The sequence below is a fragment of the Gemmata obscuriglobus genome, assembly GCF_008065095.1.
Taxonomy (GTDB): domain Bacteria; phylum Planctomycetota; class Planctomycetia; order Gemmatales; family Gemmataceae; genus Gemmata; species Gemmata obscuriglobus.
The window spans coordinates 7,850,301-7,867,255 of sequence record NZ_CP042911.1; the positions used below are offsets into that span (position 1 = coordinate 7,850,301).

Consider the following 16,955-nt stretch of genomic DNA (forward strand, 5'->3'; position numbering starts at 1 on the left):
CCCGCCGCCGCCGGTCACCTTGGGGCGTCGGCCTCCGCCTTCTTCACCAGCTCGTCGAGCAGTCCATCCAGCTCCGGGCCGCGGACCGCCTTCGCCCGGATCACCCCGGCATGGTCGATTACGTACACCGTCGGCCAGCCGCTCACGTTCCACGCCCGCGGGACCTCGCCGGCGTTACCCTTCGGCCCGCACCAGAACGACCGCCACGGCAGCTTAAGCCCCTCGACCACGGCTTTCGCCGCGTCCCGGTCCTCGTCGACGTTGGCCCCGACCGCCGCGAACGGCCGCCCGGCGAACCGCGCGACCAGCTTCAGTTCCTGCCGCGCGAACACGTGGCACGGCCCACACCGGCTGTGCCAGAACGTCAGCACCGCCACCTTGCCGCGGTAGTCGCTCAGCTTCATCGCCCGGCCGTCGAGGTCCTCGCCGACGACCTCCGGCGCCTTCTTCCCGACCGCCAGGTGGCGAACCTCGTACGCCTCCTCCTTGGCCCGCTCCACGATCGACACGCCGCGGTGCAGTTCGCCGGGCACCTGCTTCGCGACCAGTTGGTCGAGGATGCCCAGCGCCTCGACCTCGAGCTTGGCCGCGTCCCGCTTGCGGACCTTGGAGATGAAGTCCCGGCCGTACCGCCGGGCGATCGACGGGTCGGACATCCGGGCGACCTCGGCCTTCTCCTTCAGGTGCACGGCCAGCGCGAACTGCAGCAAGGCCCGCTCCTTCGGGGTCCTAGCCCGCTCGGCGAGGAGGCCGCGGATGATCGGCTCGCGGAAGTCGTCGCACCCCCCACCCCGCCCAAATTGGGCCCAGCTCAGCACGATCGGGTTGGACAGGTGGTGCCGGCCCATCAGGGCACCGGCCTCCTCCCGGTCGTCGCTGCCGCCGTGCATCGTTGCAAAGGCCAGCCCCATGTACACCTGCGGGTCTGCGGCGTGCTCGCGCAGCAGCGGCATGAGGGCGCGGGCCGCGGCGCGGTCGGTCGTCTTCAGCTCCTCGCCCGCGTCGGCCGCCCACTTGTCGACCGCGTCCTGCTCGGCCGGGGCCTTCGCCTTCCCGCCCCTCGCGGCGTACTCCTCGTACATCTTCCGCTCACGGCCCTTCTGGACTTTGACTGCCGCCTCGATCTCGGCGACCCACGCCGGCTGGTCGCGTGGGGGTGAACTCGCGGGGGGTGTCGGGGGATCGGCCAGGGCGGGGTTGAGGAGAAAGCTGACGCCGCAGAACACCGCCCCAAACAACACGCACCTCATGGTCAGCCCTCATCTTGCCGAACTACAGCTCACCTGCACCGCCATCACCGGATGAGCGGTGCGTCCCGAATCAGCTTGCGGCGTCCGGTGCCGCGCCGGGTTCAGCCTCCGGTGCTCCGCCCCCGAGCGGGGTCAGCATCTCGCGGCGCAGTCGAAGGTAGTCCTGGCCCCGCGGCGTGATCTCGAAGTGGTCTCGGACGTTGACCTCCTTTCCGGCCGCCTCAACGATTGCTCCGAACAGTGACCGGATGCCACATCCCGGCCGTCCGACGACGAACCCGAGAGACTTGAGCCGCCGCATTTCGGCCTCGAAAAACGAGGTCGTCGAGTTGCGACGGGCGGGATACGACTTGTTGGCAGCCAGCCCTTCCAGGTGACGGCACTCATGCTCGGTAAGGAAGTAGGCCAATAGGAACTTGATCGCATCGATCTCCTGAGCCTGCCGGCGCTGCTCGGTTTTCACGGCTTGGAACTCGACCTTCAACCCGCCGGGCAACTCGGCCCGTGTTAGGACAGAAGCGAGCCAAGGGAGAATGGCCAATCCAATCAGGGCGAGCCCGGTGGTGTCAAGCCGTGTCCGCTCTGACGCCATGTGGACGAGAAAGGCGGTGCCAGCGACCGCGCTGACGGCGAGCTTCGCGGTAAGGGTGCGGCGTTGATCCGGCGATCCCATTGAAGCACCCTCTGTGGCCGAACGATGAAGCTCACCTGCACCGCCCCCTCCCAGGGAGCAATGCGTCGGAAACCACCTGGCGTTGTCAGGTTCAGCGCCGGGTTCAGCGTGGCTTCGGCCCGCGGCGATTTACTTGACCGACTTCAGGAACGTCACCACCTCGGTCCGCTTCGTGTCCTCGGCGATCTGCAGCGCGGTGCGGGCCGGGACGGCGGGGAACTTCACCGGGGCCGCGTCCGGCGGGCCGCCCGGGGCGAAACTCTCGGGGAACGCCGTCGTCCTGGCATCGGCCTTCGCGCCGGCCTTCACCAGCCGCCTGACCACGTCCAGGTGCCCGCCCTCGGCGGCCAGGTGCAGCGGCGTGTACCCGTAGCCATCGGCCACATTCACGCCCGCCCCCTTCTCGACCAGGAAGGCGACGACCTCGCCCCGGCCGTGCCGGGCCGCCGTCTGCAGCGGCGTGTAGTCGTCGCCGTGGGTGGGCCTGCCGAGCTGCCGGTCCCGCTTGGCGTCGAGAAGCTTCGGGTGCTTCTCGAGGACGGCTCGCAGGTGGGCCAGCTGGCCGTCCTCCGCGAAGTGGTGGATCGCCTCGACGAGGGCATCCCGGTACGGGTCGGCTGCTTCCGGAGCTTTGCCGAGAGCCGGGATGGACAGCACCACCGGAAGAAGCAACGTCGCAACCATCGGTTGTCCTCCTGCCGCCGAACCAGTGTTTAGTGTGCGAAGCCTCGCGCACCGACACGGAACCGTTTCCCCTGCCCCCGCACGTGCGGGGCAGCCCAATACGACCGCGATAGTTACCGCACGAATACCGTCTTCACAATATGAGCAGTAACAAGGTAACGGGTTCGTGCGAAACTTGCAACTCATCGAGCGGACTCGTGCCCCCGCACGCGCACGTGTTCCGCGCGTGCGTGTCGTTTACAGTTGTCTCGATGCCAGCGTACCCTGACGGTTCCGGAGTCGTGTTTCGAGCACGGTCACGGGACGAATGAATCGCCCGGAGCTTCGGATGAGTTGGTTTTCGGCCGGGAGTCGGAGGCTATTGGACTTGGCTTGGCTCGTTTTTGTGCCCTTTGTGCTTCTTTGCGGCCATTACTTCTTCCTCTGCGGTTGGCCCCACTTCTCCGCGCGTTCCCGTGCCGGTCACGCTCACAGCAGCGCGAACGCGCCCAGGATCGGAACGGGCGTCAGGAGCAGCACGTCGGCCAGCGCCCGCACGGCGTCGCCGCTCAGCCGGTGGGCGGCGCCGTGCAGCGCCGTGAGCCCGGCGAAGGACACCGCGAGCGAGAGGCCGAACGCGCGGCCACCAACCGCCGTCAGGGCCGCGGCCAGCGTCAGCGCGACTCCGAGCCAGACCAGATCGCGGTTCATGGTCCGCCACCAGCGGGACGCGCCCCCGGGGTCGTTCACCCGGTCGCTGTCGGCGTCACGGGCGGCGATCACCAGACAGGCGAACGTCACCACCAGGAACACCGATACCAGAAGCGGCCACGTCCGCGCCGCCTCACCCAGGCACGCGTAGGCGCCCAGCGCGAAGAACAGCCCGACGCCGAACTCTTTACCGGGAAGCTTCGTCCGGAACAAAACCGGGACCACGAACAGCAGCCCGTGAAGACCCACCCCGATCGCGACGAGCGCCGCGCGCTGAATCACCTCGGCCGGCAAGCCAGCCCCGAGTAGCGCGACGATGCCCACCAGACACACGAGGAGACAGACGCCGAACAGCGGCCGGGCGCTCCGCCCGAACCGCAGCCGGCCGGTGGCGTGCGTCCAGTCCCGGCAGCGGGCGACATCAATGAGCCGGTCGGACAGGTAGATGAACCACACCACCAGGAACATCGCGGCCGCGGGCCGGGCGTGCAGCGCGACCCCGGACGCGCGGCCGGTGGCCCAGGTCCAGGTCAGCGCGACGCACGGGGCGTCGAGCCCCAGCCAACTGGGGAGCAGCCACCAGCGAAACGGGGGCGCGTGGTCATCGGTGATGGGGCTTCCGTCGGACATGACTCACCACCCCACCGCGGCCCCGATTTTGGGCACAAACACCGCGCCGCCGACCACGACCGCCGTGAGCGCGACCACCAGCACCGCCGCCGCGCCACAATCTTTCGCCTGCTTGATGAGCGGGTCACGCTCTTGCGTAACGCGGTCGGCGAGCCGTTCGAGCGCGGTGTTCATGCACTCGGCGGAGAGCACCAGACCGATGCAGAGCACGACCGCAACCCACTCCCAGGCGGCGAGCGCGAACACGCCCCCCGCGGCGGTCACCCCCGCCGCAACCACGCAGTGAATCCGCATGTTCTGCTCAGACCGGATCACGTCGATCAGGCCGGCGCAACCGATCGTGAGGCTGCGAACGAGCTTTCGGAAGTTCATGGCGACACGGGCTCGTCGGCACTCATCGGTTTTGTGGTTGTCAGTGGTGCGCCGCGAAGACGTGAAGAGGCAGTAGCCACAAAAACGCACAAAGGGCACAAAAGGAAACCAAACAGCAGGTGCATTGAACACCCTCTTGCTCTTCGCTTTCTTTTGTGCCCTTTGTGCGTTTTTGTGGCTACTGCCTCTTCTGCTTTTCTCTTCGGTTTTCTTTTGTGCCCTTTGTGCGTTTTTGTGGCTACTGCCTCTTCACGTCTTCGCGGCTACTGCCTCTTCACTTCTTCGCGGCCATCAGCCGGGCGACTTCGGCGCAGTCCTTGTCGCCGCGGCCCGAGAAGCACACCACCACCACCTCGTCCTTCGGCCGCTTGGCGGCGATGCGCATGGCCTCGACCACCGCGTGAGCGGTTTCCAGGGCCGGCAGGATGCCCTCCAGGCGCCCGCACAGGTGGAACGCGTCCAGCGCGTCCTCGTCGGTCACGCTGCAATACTGCACCCGGTTCGCGTCGTGCCAGTAGCTGTGCTCGGGGCCGACGCCGGGGTAGTCCAGGCCCGCGCTGACGCTGTGAACGTCCGCGGTCTGGCCGTCGTCGTCCTGAAGCACGTAGCTGAAGCTGCCGTGCAGCACCCCGGGTTTGCCGTTGCTCAACGTGGCGGCGTGGTCGCCGGCCTTCGCACCGCGGCCCCCGGCCTCGACGCCGACCAGTTCCACCCCGGGCTCGTCCACGAACGGGTAGAACATGCCCGCGGCGTTCGAGCCGCCGCCCACGCACGCCACCACCACCTCGGGCATCTTCCCGAACTGCTGGAAGCTCTGCTGCTTGGTTTCCGTGCCGATCACGCTCTGGAAGTCCCGGACCATCGCGGGGAACGGGTGCGGCCCCACCACGCTGCCGATGATGTAGTGCGTGTGCTCCACGCTCGACATCCACTCGCGCATGGCCTCGTTGGTGGCGTCTTTGAGGGTTTTGCTGCCGCTCTCGACGGGGTACACCTCGGCCCCCATCGCGCGCATCCGGAACACGTTCAGCTCCTGGCGGCGGATGTCCTCGGTGCCCATGTAGACGCGGCACGTGAGCCCGAACAGCGCCGCGGCGGTGGCCGTGGCGACGCCGTGCATCCCGGCGCCGGTCTCGGCGATCACGCGCTTCTTGCCCATGCGCTTCGTGATGAGCGCCTGGCCGATCGCGTTGTTGATCTTGTGCGCGCCGGTGTGGTTCAGGTCCTCGCGCTTCAGGTAGATGCGCGCGCCGCCGGCCTCCTTCGTGAGCCGCTCGGCGAAGTAGAGGCGCGACGGCCGGCCGACGTACTCGTTCAGGAGCGTGTGGAACTCGCTGATGAACGCCGGGTCGGACCTGGCCTCGCGGTACGCGGCGTCGAGCTGCTCGAGCGCGAACATGAGCGTTTCGGGCACGAACCGGCCGCCGAACGGGCCGAACCGGCCGCGGGCGTCGGGCACCTGGGAAACCGGAGCGGGGGTCGCTACTGCCATATGTCGAGTACCGGGGAGTGACACGGGAAGCGAAACGGGCCAGAGTCTGATTGTAGCAGCCCGACCGGGGTTCGCGCCGGGGGGCGGATGCGCCATAATTTCTCTGCCCGTTGTGCGCGGTGGAGCGTTCATGCCCGAACTGCCGGAAGTTGAGACCGTCGTCCGCGACCTGCGCCCGCTGCTCACCGGGCGGGTGATTACCGCCGTCCGGCGCAGCGCGTTCAAGCTGCGCCGAACGTGGAACCCCGCCTGGGCCGCCGCACTCGCGGGAACCCGGGTGGAAGCCGTTCGGCGCCGGGGGAAGTGGATTCTCGTTGACCTGGAGTGCAAGGCAGACCCACCCCCCAACCCCCTCCCTGAAGGGAGGGGGAGGAAGGCAGACCCACCCCCCAACCCCCTCCCTTCAGGGAGGGGGAGTTCGGGCGCAACGTCTCGCGAACTCGATTCGCAAATCGGTTCCAACGTGGCTTTGCTCCCCTTCCCTTTAGGGAGGGGGCCGGGGGGTAGGTCTTCCCCCCTGCTCCGCGTTCACCTGGGCATGACCGGGCAGTTCACCGTTGTTCCGGCGGACGCGCCCGAGCCCGACCACCTGCACGCAGTGTTCGCGCTCGACAACGGTCACGAGTTGCGGTTCCGCGACCAGCGCCGGTTCGGGTCGGCGGAGTTCTTCGCGGACCGGGCGGCGGTCGAATCGGAGATGAACGCGGAACTCGGGCCGGAGCCGTTCAACATCGACGCCGACTACTTCCGCGCGGCGGTGAGCGGCACGGGCCGCAACCTTAAAGCGGTCTTGCTGGATCAGACGGTTGTGGCGGGCGTCGGCAACATCTACGCGGACGAGGCGTGCTTTCGCGCGAAACTGCACCCCGGGCGCCCCGGCAACAAGCTGACCGCCGGGGAGTGCGACGCGCTGCGGGAGGCGGTCGAAGCCGTCCTCACGCGGGCGATCGAGTCGCGCGGGAGCACGATCCGCGACTACGTGGGCGGGTCCGGGTTGCGCGGCGGGTTCCAGAACGAGTTCGCGGTGTACGGCCGCACGGGCGAGCCGTGCCCGACCTGCGCGGCGGCGGTGGTGTGCGCCCGCTACGCCGGCCGCGCCTCGCACTTCTGCCCCCGGTGCCAGGCCCCCGAGGGACAGAAGCCGGCTACCGGTAAGAAGAAGCGGACGACGCGCGGCAAGTGAGCCCGATACATAAACCCGCTGGCGCCAGGACCGTGGTGTAACGGGGGTTACAGTGCCGACCGGCGAAGGTTCCGACCGGTTGCACGTCGTCCCCCTTCGGACGAAGGTGTAACGGGGGTTACAGCGCCGACCGGTCGCAGGCGATGGGTCACCGACTGGACATTCGCGGGCAACGGACTACCGCCCCGCTGGGGCATCGCTACCACGGAATCCGGCCCCTCAAGCCCCGGGAGACGTGCCCGAGAGCGACCGGTATCGGAGCCGAAAGCATCCGAGAGACGCGACACAATATCTTGCTGAAAAACGATTTACGAATCCGAACCCTTCGTGAAATCGGCTGGAGCAGGCGAACGGAACCCGGTGCCGAAGACTCTGCGGCGGGCGGTCGCGACGAAAAGCAAAACTTCTGGAAGCGGTATGCGAGGAAATGCGATGGGGAAGTGCCCGATGTGCCGACATTCCTGACGGCGCGCCCTAACTCTTAACTCCTGACCCCTGACCCTTAACTCTTGCCCCCTCTGCCATGTCCTACAAGGCGTTCAAGCGGCTGGTCGGTGAGACCAGTTTGGAGCGGAAGTGCCGGTGGCTGCTCGGGGCCGGGGTTCTGGTGCTCATGACCGGCAGCTTCTGGGTCTACTCCAAGCAGACCGAGGACCTGGCCTCCGAGCAGCTCGAAACCACCGGCCGCGCGTTGCTGGCGCCGAGCGTGGCCCGGATGCACGTGAAGGGGGACGTGCTGAAGGCGGTGGACGAGTTCCAGCACCTCGCGGAGGGGGACTGGCACTGGCCGCAGACGCTCCGCGGGTACAACGTCCGGCTGCTCAAGCCGAAGGCCCTGGACGACGCCGACAAGCCCGACAGCGACGACCTGCCGGTGTTCACCAAGCTCACCACCGACCCGCTGAAGAACGAGGAGACCCGCAAGGCCCCCAAGGAGAACGCCTTCTACTACTATGCCGCGGTCCGCGCCCAGCCCTCGTGCGTGGAGTGCCACAAGGACCCCCTGCGGGCCGGCGTCAAGGCCGTCAACCCGGACCTGCAGCCCGGGCAGGTGATGGGGGTGGTCCGCATCCGCATCTCCACGCAGTCGATCGAGGAGGGGTTCCACACGAACCGGGCGCTGCTGTTCTCGTTCGCCATCGGCACCTCCCTGCTCATCATCGCGGGCAGTTACCTCATCATCCGGTACGTGATCGTGAAGCCGGTGAAGCACCTGAAGGAGGTGTCCGAGGCGATCGCCGCCGGCGAGCTCAACATCCGCAGCGAGATCCAGACCGGCGACGAGTTCGAGGACCTGTCGCACGCGTTCAACCGGATGCTCCGCAACCTCACCAACATCCAGGAGCGGAACCGCAAGCTGATCGCCGACCTGGACCGCAAGGTGGACGAGCTGGCCCGGGTGAACATGGCGCTGTTCGAGAGCAACCGGCTCAAGAGCGAGTTCCTCTCCACCATGAGCCACGAGCTGCGCGACCCGCTGAACAGCATCATCGGGTTCTCGGAGGTGCTGATCGCGGCCGAGAACCTCACCGAGAAGCAGCAGCGGTACGCGGGCAACATCATGACCAGCGGCCAGCGGCTGACGGCGCTCATCAACGACATCCTGGAGCTCGCCAAGCTGGAGGCGGGGAAGATGCGGCTGCACCCGGAGCCGTTCAACGCGGCCGCCGCGTGCGAGCACGCGGCGGCCCAGATCCGCCCGCAGGCCGAGAAGAAGAACATCGACGTGCGGGTGGCGGCCGACCCGCACGCGCCGGCCACCCGCCAGGACGCCGGCAAGGTGCACCAGATCATCACGAACCTGCTGTCCAACGCGGTGAAGTTCACCCCCGAGGGCGGCCGGGTGACGCTCAAGGCGGCGACCGACGGGACCGACCTGGTGCTGACGGTCACCGACACCGGGGTCGGCATCGCGCCCGAGGAGCAGGACCTGATCTTCGAGAAGTTCCGGCAGGCCGCGAACCCGATGACCCGCGAGCAGGGGGGCACCGGACTGGGGCTGTCGATCGTGCGGGAGCTGGCGAAGCTGCTCGGCGGGGACGTGACGGTCCACAGCGAGCTGGGCCGCGGGAGCACCTTCACGGTGCGCATCGCCGCCCGCCTGGCCGACGAGCCGCTGCTGGGCTTCGAGCTGAGCGAGGAGCCGCAGTTGCCGCACCCGGAGGGGGCCGTGAGTTGAGCGGGGCGAAGGCAACCCACCCCCAACCCCTCCCTAACCTAAAGGGAGGGGTTGGGGGTGGGTTGCCTTCACGGAACCGGTGCCGTCAGCCCACGACGGTCGGGCACCCGGCGTAGGCGCGGTTCGGCAGCAGTCGCTCACGTTTCATCACCACGCTGTGCCCCGCGACCCGGGCGCCCGCACCGACATGGCACCCGTACAAGAGCACCGCACCGACGCCCACGGAGGCCCCCGCCCCGATCACCACGCGGTCCATCTTCAGCACCCGGTCCTCGAACGTGTGCGCCTGGAACAGGCAGCTCACGGTCGCCCCGTCCCGCATCTCCAGCATGTCGGGATCGACCACGCAGGCGAACACGTCCCCGATCACGACGCCCCGGCCGACCTTCGCACCCAGCGCCCGCAGGTAGTAGTTGAGCAGGATCGTGCCCTCGAGCGCCTGCATCGGGGCCAGCGCGAGGTAGTGCCAGGCGATGTAGTTGAAGTCCCACCGGCTGCACCAGCACGACCACAGCCCGCGCGTGGCCGGGCGCACCCGCCCCAGCAGCGCCCATTTGAGCGCCAGCCCGAACAGCGGCAGCGCGACCAGGAACGCCAGATCGAGCGCCGGGACCACCACGAACATCAGCGTTTCCAGCGACACGTGCGGCTGCGCCGCCTCGAGCGCCGCGAACCACGTCACCACCAGCAGGAGCGGCGCCACCGGGAGGGCGAACCGCAGCAGCTCCCAGAACACGCGGTTCACGTACCGGACGCGCGACGGCCGGTGCGTCAGCCCGGCGTCGGCCTCGACGATCTCGCGCCGGGGCAGCTCGAACGGCGGCACCCCGAACCACGACGTGCCTGTGGTCATGACGCGATCGTCGGCGACCGTACACACGCCGAGCAGCACGCCGTCCGGAACGTGCTGCCCGGCCGGTACGACCGCGTAGTTCCCGAGGAACACGCCGGACCCGAGCGTCGTGCGCGCGAGCGTCACGGTCCCGCGGTGGACGTGCGGGGCGCCGAGGTAGATGCCGTCGGCGAAGAAGGTGCCCGGCCCGAGTTCCACCAACTCCGGCACGGTATCGAAGATCGTGCTGACCTCGGTGTCGCGCCCGATCTTCATGCCCGCGCCGCGGAGCCACGCGCGCCACAGGAGCGTGCCGTTGAGCCAGTCGTTCGCCCAGTCGAGGGTGTCGCGCTTGAGCAGCACGCGGGCGTAGGTGACGCCCCACCGGCTCACCACGCCCTCCGGGATCGCGCCCATCGCGCGCATCGAGACGCAGCGCGACACCAGCAGCACCGGGACGGACAGCACCGACAGAGCGACGCCGACGAGCAGTTCATCGGGTCCGAGGGTGGGGTGGAGGAACCACCCGGTCGCGGCGGAGGTGTCGATCCCGGCGGCCCACGAGTACAGCACGGCGGCCAGGGCCAGCGGGAGCAACGTGAACGCGGCCAGCGCGAGCTTCGCGCCACACAGCAGCAACCCGTGGGCGACCGGCGGCAGCCCCCGCGCCCCGGCCGGGAGCGGCGGCGCGGCGGGCGCGCGCCCGGCCGGAGCCGCCGGAACGCCCGACCACGTTTCGCCCGCCGGCACCGCGGCGCCGGGCACCAGGTACGCTTGTGCCGTCAGGTAGGCGTTTTCGCCGAGGCGCGTGTCGGGAGCCATACCCGACCGAATGTCCAGCGTCGCGCCGCTCCCGATCGCGACCGGGCCGACCACGATCTGCCCGTCTTCGAGGTCGACCAGCCGGAGCGTGGCGTCGCGGGCGATGCTCACGTTATCGCCGATCTCGAGCAGGTCCCAGCCGCCGTGAACGAGCGCCACGCCCTTGTGGATGTGAACCCCGCGGCCGACCTTCGCGCCGAGCAGCCGCAGCACGGCGCCGGTGAACACGGTGCCGTCGAGGAAGCTCCACGGGATCAGCCGCGCGGTCTGCTGGACGATCCAGTTGCGGACGTAGAAGCTGCCCCAGATCGGCGCGCGGGTCGGCCGGTAGCGGCCGATCAGCAGCCACTTCACGACCGCCGCGAAGAGCACCGAACCGACCGCGTACAGCGCGACCCCGGCCGCGTACAGCAGCGGGGCGGTGAGCAGAAACGGCGTCAGCCCGAGCCGCTCCGTCGCGTCGGGGACGATGTGGAACGCGAGCAGGTACACCAGCGGCCCGACCGTGAACACGCCGAGCAGCAGCCACAAGGTTTGGACCACGGTGGCGAACAGCGGGTGCGCACGAGGCGCGGGCGCGGCAGGCGCAGGTGCTTCGTGCGCCGGAGGCGGGGCCTGCCGGGCGCGCCGGGCCAGCCCTTCGACCGTCCGCGCCTCGTACAGGTCGCGCACCGCCAGCCCGGCGGTCAGCGGATCGTCGCGGAGGGCGGAAACCAGCATCGCGGCGCGGAGCGAATCGCCGCCGAGGTCGTGGAAGAAGTCGTGATCGACCGACACACGCTCGGTCAGTCCCAACACCTGCCGGGCGGCGTCGGCGATGAGCCGCTCGGTCGGGTCGCGCGGCTCCACCACACGCTCGTGCGCTTCGGGAACGTGGGCCGCGAGTTCGGGCAGCGCCCGACGGTTCAGCTTCCCGCTCACCGACACCGGCAGCGCCGACAGCAGCCCAAAGTGGGCCGGAACCATGTACCCCGGGAGCTGCGCGCGGAGCGCCTCCTTGAGTGCGTCGAAGGGCGGCACGTTCGTGGAGTCGGCGGGTACGATGAACGCCGCGATCTGCTGCTGCGGCCCCTCGCCCTGCACGCGGCACGCGGCCGCGCGCACGCCGGGGCACGCGGCGAGGCGCGACTCGATCGCCTCCAGCTCGATCCGGTACCCGCGCACCTTCACCTGCGAGTCGATGCGGCCGTGGCAGACGTAGGTGCCATCGGCCGTTCGGTGGGCAAGGTCGCCGGTGCGGTAGATCCGACCGAGCCGCGCGTGAACTGGAAACTTGCGGGCGGTCAGCTCGGGGTCGTTCAGGTATCCCCGTGCGAGCCCGGCCCCGCCGAGGCACAGCTCGCCGGTTTCGCCGTCGGGCACCTCTTCGAGTTGCTCGTTCAGTACCCAGGCGCGAATCCCGGGGACGGGCGTCCCGATGTGAATGTTGTCGCCGGCGCCGACCGCCCCGCGCAGCGCCACCACGGCGCACTCGGTGGGGCCGTAGTCGTTCACCAGCAGGCGCCCGGGCGCCCACCGGTCGGCGATGTCCTGCGGCAGCGGTTCGCCGCCGACGTGGATGCGAGCCAGCTCCGGCAGATCACGGCCCGGGTGCTCGCAGCCCGTTGCCCGGAGGAGCGTGGGGGGCGGGCAGAACACGGTTACGCCCTCGTCCCGCAGCCACGGAACGAGGTCCGGCCCGAGCCGGGCCGCGTCGTCGTCCATGACCACGAGCGTGGCCCCGGCCGCCAGCGCCATCCAGACCTCTTCCACCGACGAGTCGTAGGCGCACGAGGAGCTTTGGGCGACCCGGTCGCCGGGCGCGGCCGGGAAGGTGGCCAGGTCGCCGCGCACCAGGTTCGCGATGGCCCGGTGCTCGACCATCACGCCCTTCGGCCGACCGGTGGTGCCGGACGTGTAGATCAGGTACGCCAGGCTCTCGGTAGTGAGCCAGGGGGCCGGCGCGAGTGGCGTGTGGGGGCCGAAGTGTTCGGCCGCGGTCGCGTCCAGCGCGCACGCCGGGGTGAGCCGACGCACGCGGGCCAGTCCCGGGCCGTCCGTTAGCACGGCGGCCGGGCGGGCGTCACCGAGGATGATGCCGAGTTGGGCGTCCGGGAACGCAGGATCGAGGCACACATACGCCGCCCCGGCCTTGAGCACGGCGAGCTGCGCGAGGTACACGTGTTCTGAGTTCCGCGGCAGCGCGACCGCGACCACACACTCGCCAGCTACGAACTCGCGCAGCCGCGCGGCGAGGGCGTCGGAGCGGCGGTCGAGTTCGGCGTAGGTGACCGTGCGGCGTGCCGAACGGGCGGGGCACGGCGGGGCGTCAATGGCGACGTTCCCGGGCCACAACCGGGCCGCCCGGGTAAAGAAGTCGTTGAGCAGTCGCGGATTCACTCCGCTCCCGGCCGAGGGGCACGGATCGGTGAGAGAATGAGGAGAAATCACGGTGCTCGGCGTCTCGTCGGTGTTCGCTCGCCCGGTCGCGTCGGCCTGTGCCCGGCGGCCGCGCAACCTGCGCACCGAGGGAAAATGCCCGGGTTCCAACCCGGCGAGCCGGCAAAACGGTTACATCTGTTCCAATTCTTAACACACTCTACGCCGCGGGGTTTCTTTTCGCCACGAACCGACCGACCCATTAGTTCGTCGTTACGATCGAAATAATTGCCAAGCTCAAGCCGGTGTAAACCACGATGCTCATCAATCGCCTCCACGACTGGCCCGCGAGCGAAGCCGAAGCGGTCGCGATCCAGCACGCGCTCCGCGAGCGCGTGGACGTTTCCGCGCCGCCCCCGGGTACGATCAGCTTGATCGCGGGATGCGACATCGCGTACCACCTGACCGAGCCGCGGCTGTTCGCGGCGGTCGTTATCTTGAAGATGAACGATCTGTCGGTGGTCGAAGAGCTTACGGTGTCGCGGGAAGTGACTTTCCCGTATGTTCCGGGCCTGCTGTCGTTCCGTGAGGTGCCGGCCCTGCTGGAACTGTTCGGCAATTTGCGCCACACCCCGGATGCAGTTATGCTCGACGGACAGGGGATCGCGCACCCGCGCCGGTTCGGGCTGGCCTGCCACCTCGGATTGTGGCTAGACTTGCCGTGCGTGGGGTGCGCGAAGAGCTGGCTGGTGGGCGATTACGCCGAGCCGGGCCGCACCGCTGGCGAGGCCTCGCCGCTGTCCGTTGACGGGGCAGAAGTCGGTGCTGTCGTCCGCTCCGCGACCGGCGTGAAACCGGTGTTCGTGTCGCCGGGGCACCGGATTGATGTCGCGTCGGCCACCCAGTTGGTTCGAGCGACATTGAGCGGCTATCGGCACCCGGCTCCGACCCGCGCGGCGCACATCGCCGCGGGACGGCTGCGAACCGCTGCGGGAGTTTAGCGTTCGGGCCTGGTGTTTCGGATCGCGTGTCCGGTTTTGGGCCTGTTGACCCGTGCATTGATGCAACCGCCATGCGACCGATACGGATCACCGCCTCCTGAACGCGGCCCCCGGCGGGAGCTTGAGTTGATTCCGGCAAAGTGAACAGCGAACGGGGGCCGGGGCGACCGCGTGAGCCCCCCGCTGAGCACCACCCGAGTAACGAGCGCGCGACGACTCCTGAGGGCCAAAGGCGAGCAACCCAGTGCGCATTTTCCTGCGAGCGGTTGCGCGCGAACGACGATACACCTGCGTAGAATGGGACGCGGCTCACTGAACAGGTGAACCGTGTCCCGGTGGGCGGCGGATTCCGCTCTACGCAGGACCGAAACTGACGACCGCGGGGCCAGGATTCGGGCCCGCGACCGCCGGTTTGGACTGGACGTTCGGGGGCTCCGGCACCCGAGTTGCGCCGGTCCGGGAGAGGGTGAACCGCGTGCGTGAGGTGCCGCCCCGTCGGCGCCTGCGCACACCGACCGACTGCCGCACGGGTCCACCCGCGCCGGCAGGGAGACGTTATTCCCATGCGTGAGACTTCACCACGTGGCTGGCACCGCTGGCGCGTCGCCGTCGTTCAATCCGCCCCCGCGGCCCCGGCATTAGACCGGTTTACGCGGCGTAGCGGTTCGCCCGTGGCAGAACCGGCCCCAATAGTGCTGGCCGCGGAGGCGAAGAACTTGGACGGTATTCGGCACGATTTGGTGGCCCGCGTTCGGCAACAGATTGCCGACGGCACCTACGACACAGAAGAAAAGTGGCTGCTGGCAGAGGAGGCGCTGTTGCGCCGGGCGGAAGGCCGGATCTGACCCCCGCCCTCGGTTCCGCTCCCGAAAGCCGACCCAGCGTGGGTCGGCTTTCTCGTCGTCTTCACGCAAGTTCTGATCGAATCGCACTACAATTGGTGTCAGTATTGCTCGCGCCCGTTCGAGTTAGGGAGAGCGCACCTCGTGTCACTGCCAGCCATCGCGGTCTCTCAAACCCCGGAAGACAAGTTCCGGGAGTACCTCGCCAGCCGCCCCAAGCCGCAGCGGTTTACTGACCAGCAGCGGGAGTTGCTGGCGCACGTGTTCGCGCGGCACTCCCACTTCGACGCCGAGCAACTGATCGACAATCTGAAGACCGCGGGCAAGCGGGTGAGCCGAGCCACCGTCTACCGCACCCTGTCGAAGCTGGTGGACGCAGGGCTGTTGCGCCGGATCGAGTTAGGCGCTCGCACCGTGTTCGATCACGATTACGGCTACCCTGCCCACGATCACCTCGTGTGCGAGACGTGCCACTCGATGACCGAGTTCCAGAGCGCGGAACTGGAAGCGATTCTGGAGAAGGTTGCTCAGGAGCACCTATTCCGGGCGGAAGGGCACACGCTGGTGATCCGCGGCATCTGTACCGCGTGTAACGCGGCGCGGTCCGCCAAGCCCCGACTCGTGATGTAGCCGCCCCTGGCACGGCGAATCAATCTTTGCCTTTCAAACGCAATAGCGACTCCTGCACGAGCCCTTTCGCGTCCGCAAGAACCTCGCGAAGTGGCGCGAGGTCCGGCGGGGGCGAGTGCCTCTGCCCCTGTTCGAGCCGGTAGTACACCAAGTGCTGGTTCAGCGCGGTGATCGCGTCCGTGAGCGAATCGAGCACCAGCGCTAGGTTCCCGGCGTCGTGTCCCATTTGGAACCGGTAATCGTCGAGCCGCGTGGTGTCGGAAGGGTTCATTCGTGGGTGCTCATTGATCGGGGACCGGACGAGAGTGATTCTTCGCCGCTGCCATCAAATCTCATAGGTGAGGGGCTCGTTCACCGGCTTCGCGCCCTTCAACCTCAGCTTAGGCTTCTCCAGCACCACAGTCGTGTCCGGCGGGACGCTCTCCGTGAGCCACACGTTCGATCCGACCACCGCGCGCGCGCCGATCACAGTCTGCCCGCCCAGGATTGTGGCGTTCGCGTACACGATGACGTTGTCTTCGAGCGTGGGGTGCCGCTTGTAGGTGCCGTGCAGCAGTCCGCCTTCTTCGTCCTTTGTGAAACTGAGCGCACCGAGCGTCACGCCCTGGTACAGTTTCACGTTCTGGCCGAGGTGGCACGTTTCACCGATGACGACGCCGGTACCGTGATCGATGAAGAACCCAGACCCGATGGTCGCGCCCGGGTGGATGTCGATGCCGGTTTTCGCGTGGGCAAGCTCCGTCATCATCCGCGGTATGAACGGCACGCCGAGTCGATGCAACTCGTGCGCAACGCGGTAAATCGTAATGGCCTCGAGCCCGGGATAGCAGAAGATGATCTCGTGGTGACTCCGGGCCGCCGGGTCGCCGCGGTATGCCGCGTCCACGTCCTGTTCCAGGGTTTTGCGCACCGCGGGCAGCCGGCGGAGCAGTTCGACGGCCTTCGGCTGGGCCATCTTCTCGCAGTCCGCGTGTGGGCTCTCGTGGCACAGTTCGTGGCGCAGCGCGCGTGCGATCTGTGTGGTGAGCTTGTCATGCAGCGCGTCGACTAGGCTGCCAACGTAGTACGCGATGTTACCGATGTGGAGGTTCTGACGCTTTCCGTAACCGGGGTACAGCACCTCGAAGAGGTCTTCGGCGATGTTGGCCACCGCGTCGCGGTTCGGCAGTGGTTCGTGCGCGAGGTGGTTGAGCCGGCTGCACTCGGTGTACGTCTCGACGAGTTCGTCCGTGATGCTGGGCAGCTCTTCCTTGAGTCGAACGTCCGTGGCCATGTGTGCTCCCGTTGAGCGTGTGAGAAGCGGCGCCGGGCGTCACA

14 protein-coding genes are annotated in these 16,955 nt (G+C 68.3%); 5 read left to right on the forward strand and 9 right to left on the reverse strand.

What is annotated here, in order from left to right; genetic code table 11:
* Positions 1 to 14: 14 nt before the first annotated feature.
* From GobsT_RS32605 to trpB, 6 genes are all read right to left on the reverse strand, one after another.
* Positions 15 to 1,250, reverse strand: coding sequence for a TlpA family protein disulfide reductase (locus tag GobsT_RS32605; RefSeq protein WP_010037100.1), 1,236 nt, complete (start codon positions 1,248 to 1,250; stop codon positions 15 to 17).
* A 70-nt stretch (positions 1,251 to 1,320) separates the two neighbouring features.
* Positions 1,321 to 1,923 (reverse strand): hypothetical protein, encoded by a 603-nt coding sequence (locus GobsT_RS32610; protein ID WP_010037098.1) that lies wholly within the window; start codon positions 1,921 to 1,923, stop codon positions 1,321 to 1,323.
* A 129-nt stretch (positions 1,924 to 2,052) separates the two neighbouring features.
* Entirely contained in the window at positions 2,053 to 2,607 is a 555-nt protein-coding gene (locus GobsT_RS32615) for an ankyrin repeat domain-containing protein (protein ID WP_010037097.1), read from the reverse strand.
* Between the two features lie 468 nt (positions 2,608 to 3,075).
* On the reverse strand, positions 3,076 to 3,927 hold the full coding sequence (locus GobsT_RS32620) for a hypothetical protein (protein WP_010037096.1): 852 nt from the start codon (positions 3,925 to 3,927) through the stop codon (positions 3,076 to 3,078).
* A 3-nt stretch (positions 3,928 to 3,930) separates the two neighbouring features.
* Entirely contained in the window at positions 3,931 to 4,299 is a 369-nt protein-coding gene (locus GobsT_RS32625; RefSeq protein ID WP_010037094.1) for a diacylglycerol kinase family protein, read from the reverse strand.
* Between the two features lie 274 nt (positions 4,300 to 4,573).
* Positions 4,574 to 5,791, reverse strand: coding sequence for a tryptophan synthase subunit beta (gene trpB, locus GobsT_RS32630; RefSeq protein WP_029601371.1), 1,218 nt, complete (start codon positions 5,789 to 5,791; stop codon positions 4,574 to 4,576).
* Between the two features lie 130 nt (positions 5,792 to 5,921).
* On the opposite strand from trpB, the gene mutM reads away from it, so the two are divergent.
* Both mutM and GobsT_RS32640 read left to right on the forward strand, forming a co-directional pair.
* Positions 5,922 to 6,974 (forward strand): bifunctional DNA-formamidopyrimidine glycosylase/DNA-(apurinic or apyrimidinic site) lyase, encoded by a 1,053-nt coding sequence (mutM, locus tag GobsT_RS32635; RefSeq protein WP_148087961.1) that lies wholly within the window; start codon positions 5,922 to 5,924, stop codon positions 6,972 to 6,974.
* A gap of 523 nt (positions 6,975 to 7,497) precedes the next feature.
* Positions 7,498 to 9,153, forward strand: a complete 1,656-nt coding sequence (locus GobsT_RS32640) for an ATP-binding protein (RefSeq protein ID WP_010051727.1) — start codon at positions 7,498 to 7,500, stop codon at positions 9,151 to 9,153.
* An 85-nt stretch (positions 9,154 to 9,238) separates the two neighbouring features.
* On the opposite strand, the gene GobsT_RS32645 is transcribed toward GobsT_RS32640, so the two are convergent.
* Positions 9,239 to 13,186 (reverse strand): non-ribosomal peptide synthetase, encoded by a 3,948-nt coding sequence (locus GobsT_RS32645; protein ID WP_162542111.1) that lies wholly within the window; start codon positions 13,184 to 13,186, stop codon positions 9,239 to 9,241.
* Between the two features lie 296 nt (positions 13,187 to 13,482).
* On the opposite strand from GobsT_RS32645, the gene GobsT_RS32650 reads away from it, so the two are divergent.
* The 3 genes from GobsT_RS32650 to GobsT_RS32665 all read left to right on the forward strand — a co-directional run bounded on the left by GobsT_RS32650 (position 13,483) and on the right by GobsT_RS32665 (position 15,638).
* Complete coding sequence (locus GobsT_RS32650; RefSeq protein WP_010042521.1) at positions 13,483 to 14,166, forward strand: endonuclease V; 684 nt, start codon at positions 13,483 to 13,485, stop codon at positions 14,164 to 14,166.
* 716 nt (positions 14,167 to 14,882) lie between these two features.
* Complete coding sequence (locus GobsT_RS40870; protein ID WP_162542110.1) at positions 14,883 to 15,011, forward strand: flagellar biosynthesis anti-sigma factor FlgM; 129 nt, start codon at positions 14,883 to 14,885, stop codon at positions 15,009 to 15,011.
* 141 nt (positions 15,012 to 15,152) lie between these two features.
* Positions 15,153 to 15,638 (forward strand): Fur family transcriptional regulator, encoded by a 486-nt coding sequence (locus GobsT_RS32665; RefSeq protein WP_010042518.1) that lies wholly within the window; start codon positions 15,153 to 15,155, stop codon positions 15,636 to 15,638.
* Between the two features lie 19 nt (positions 15,639 to 15,657).
* Here the strand turns inward: GobsT_RS32665 and GobsT_RS32670 are convergent, their stop codons facing one another.
* A complete protein-coding gene (locus GobsT_RS32670; protein ID WP_010042517.1) occupies positions 15,658 to 15,909 on the reverse strand; it encodes a hypothetical protein in 252 nt (83 codons plus the stop codon).
* 54 nt (positions 15,910 to 15,963) lie between these two features.
* Positions 15,964 to 16,911, reverse strand: a complete 948-nt coding sequence (gene epsC, locus GobsT_RS32675) for a serine O-acetyltransferase EpsC (RefSeq protein ID WP_010042516.1) — start codon at positions 16,909 to 16,911, stop codon at positions 15,964 to 15,966.
* Positions 16,912 to 16,955 lie beyond the last annotated feature (44 nt).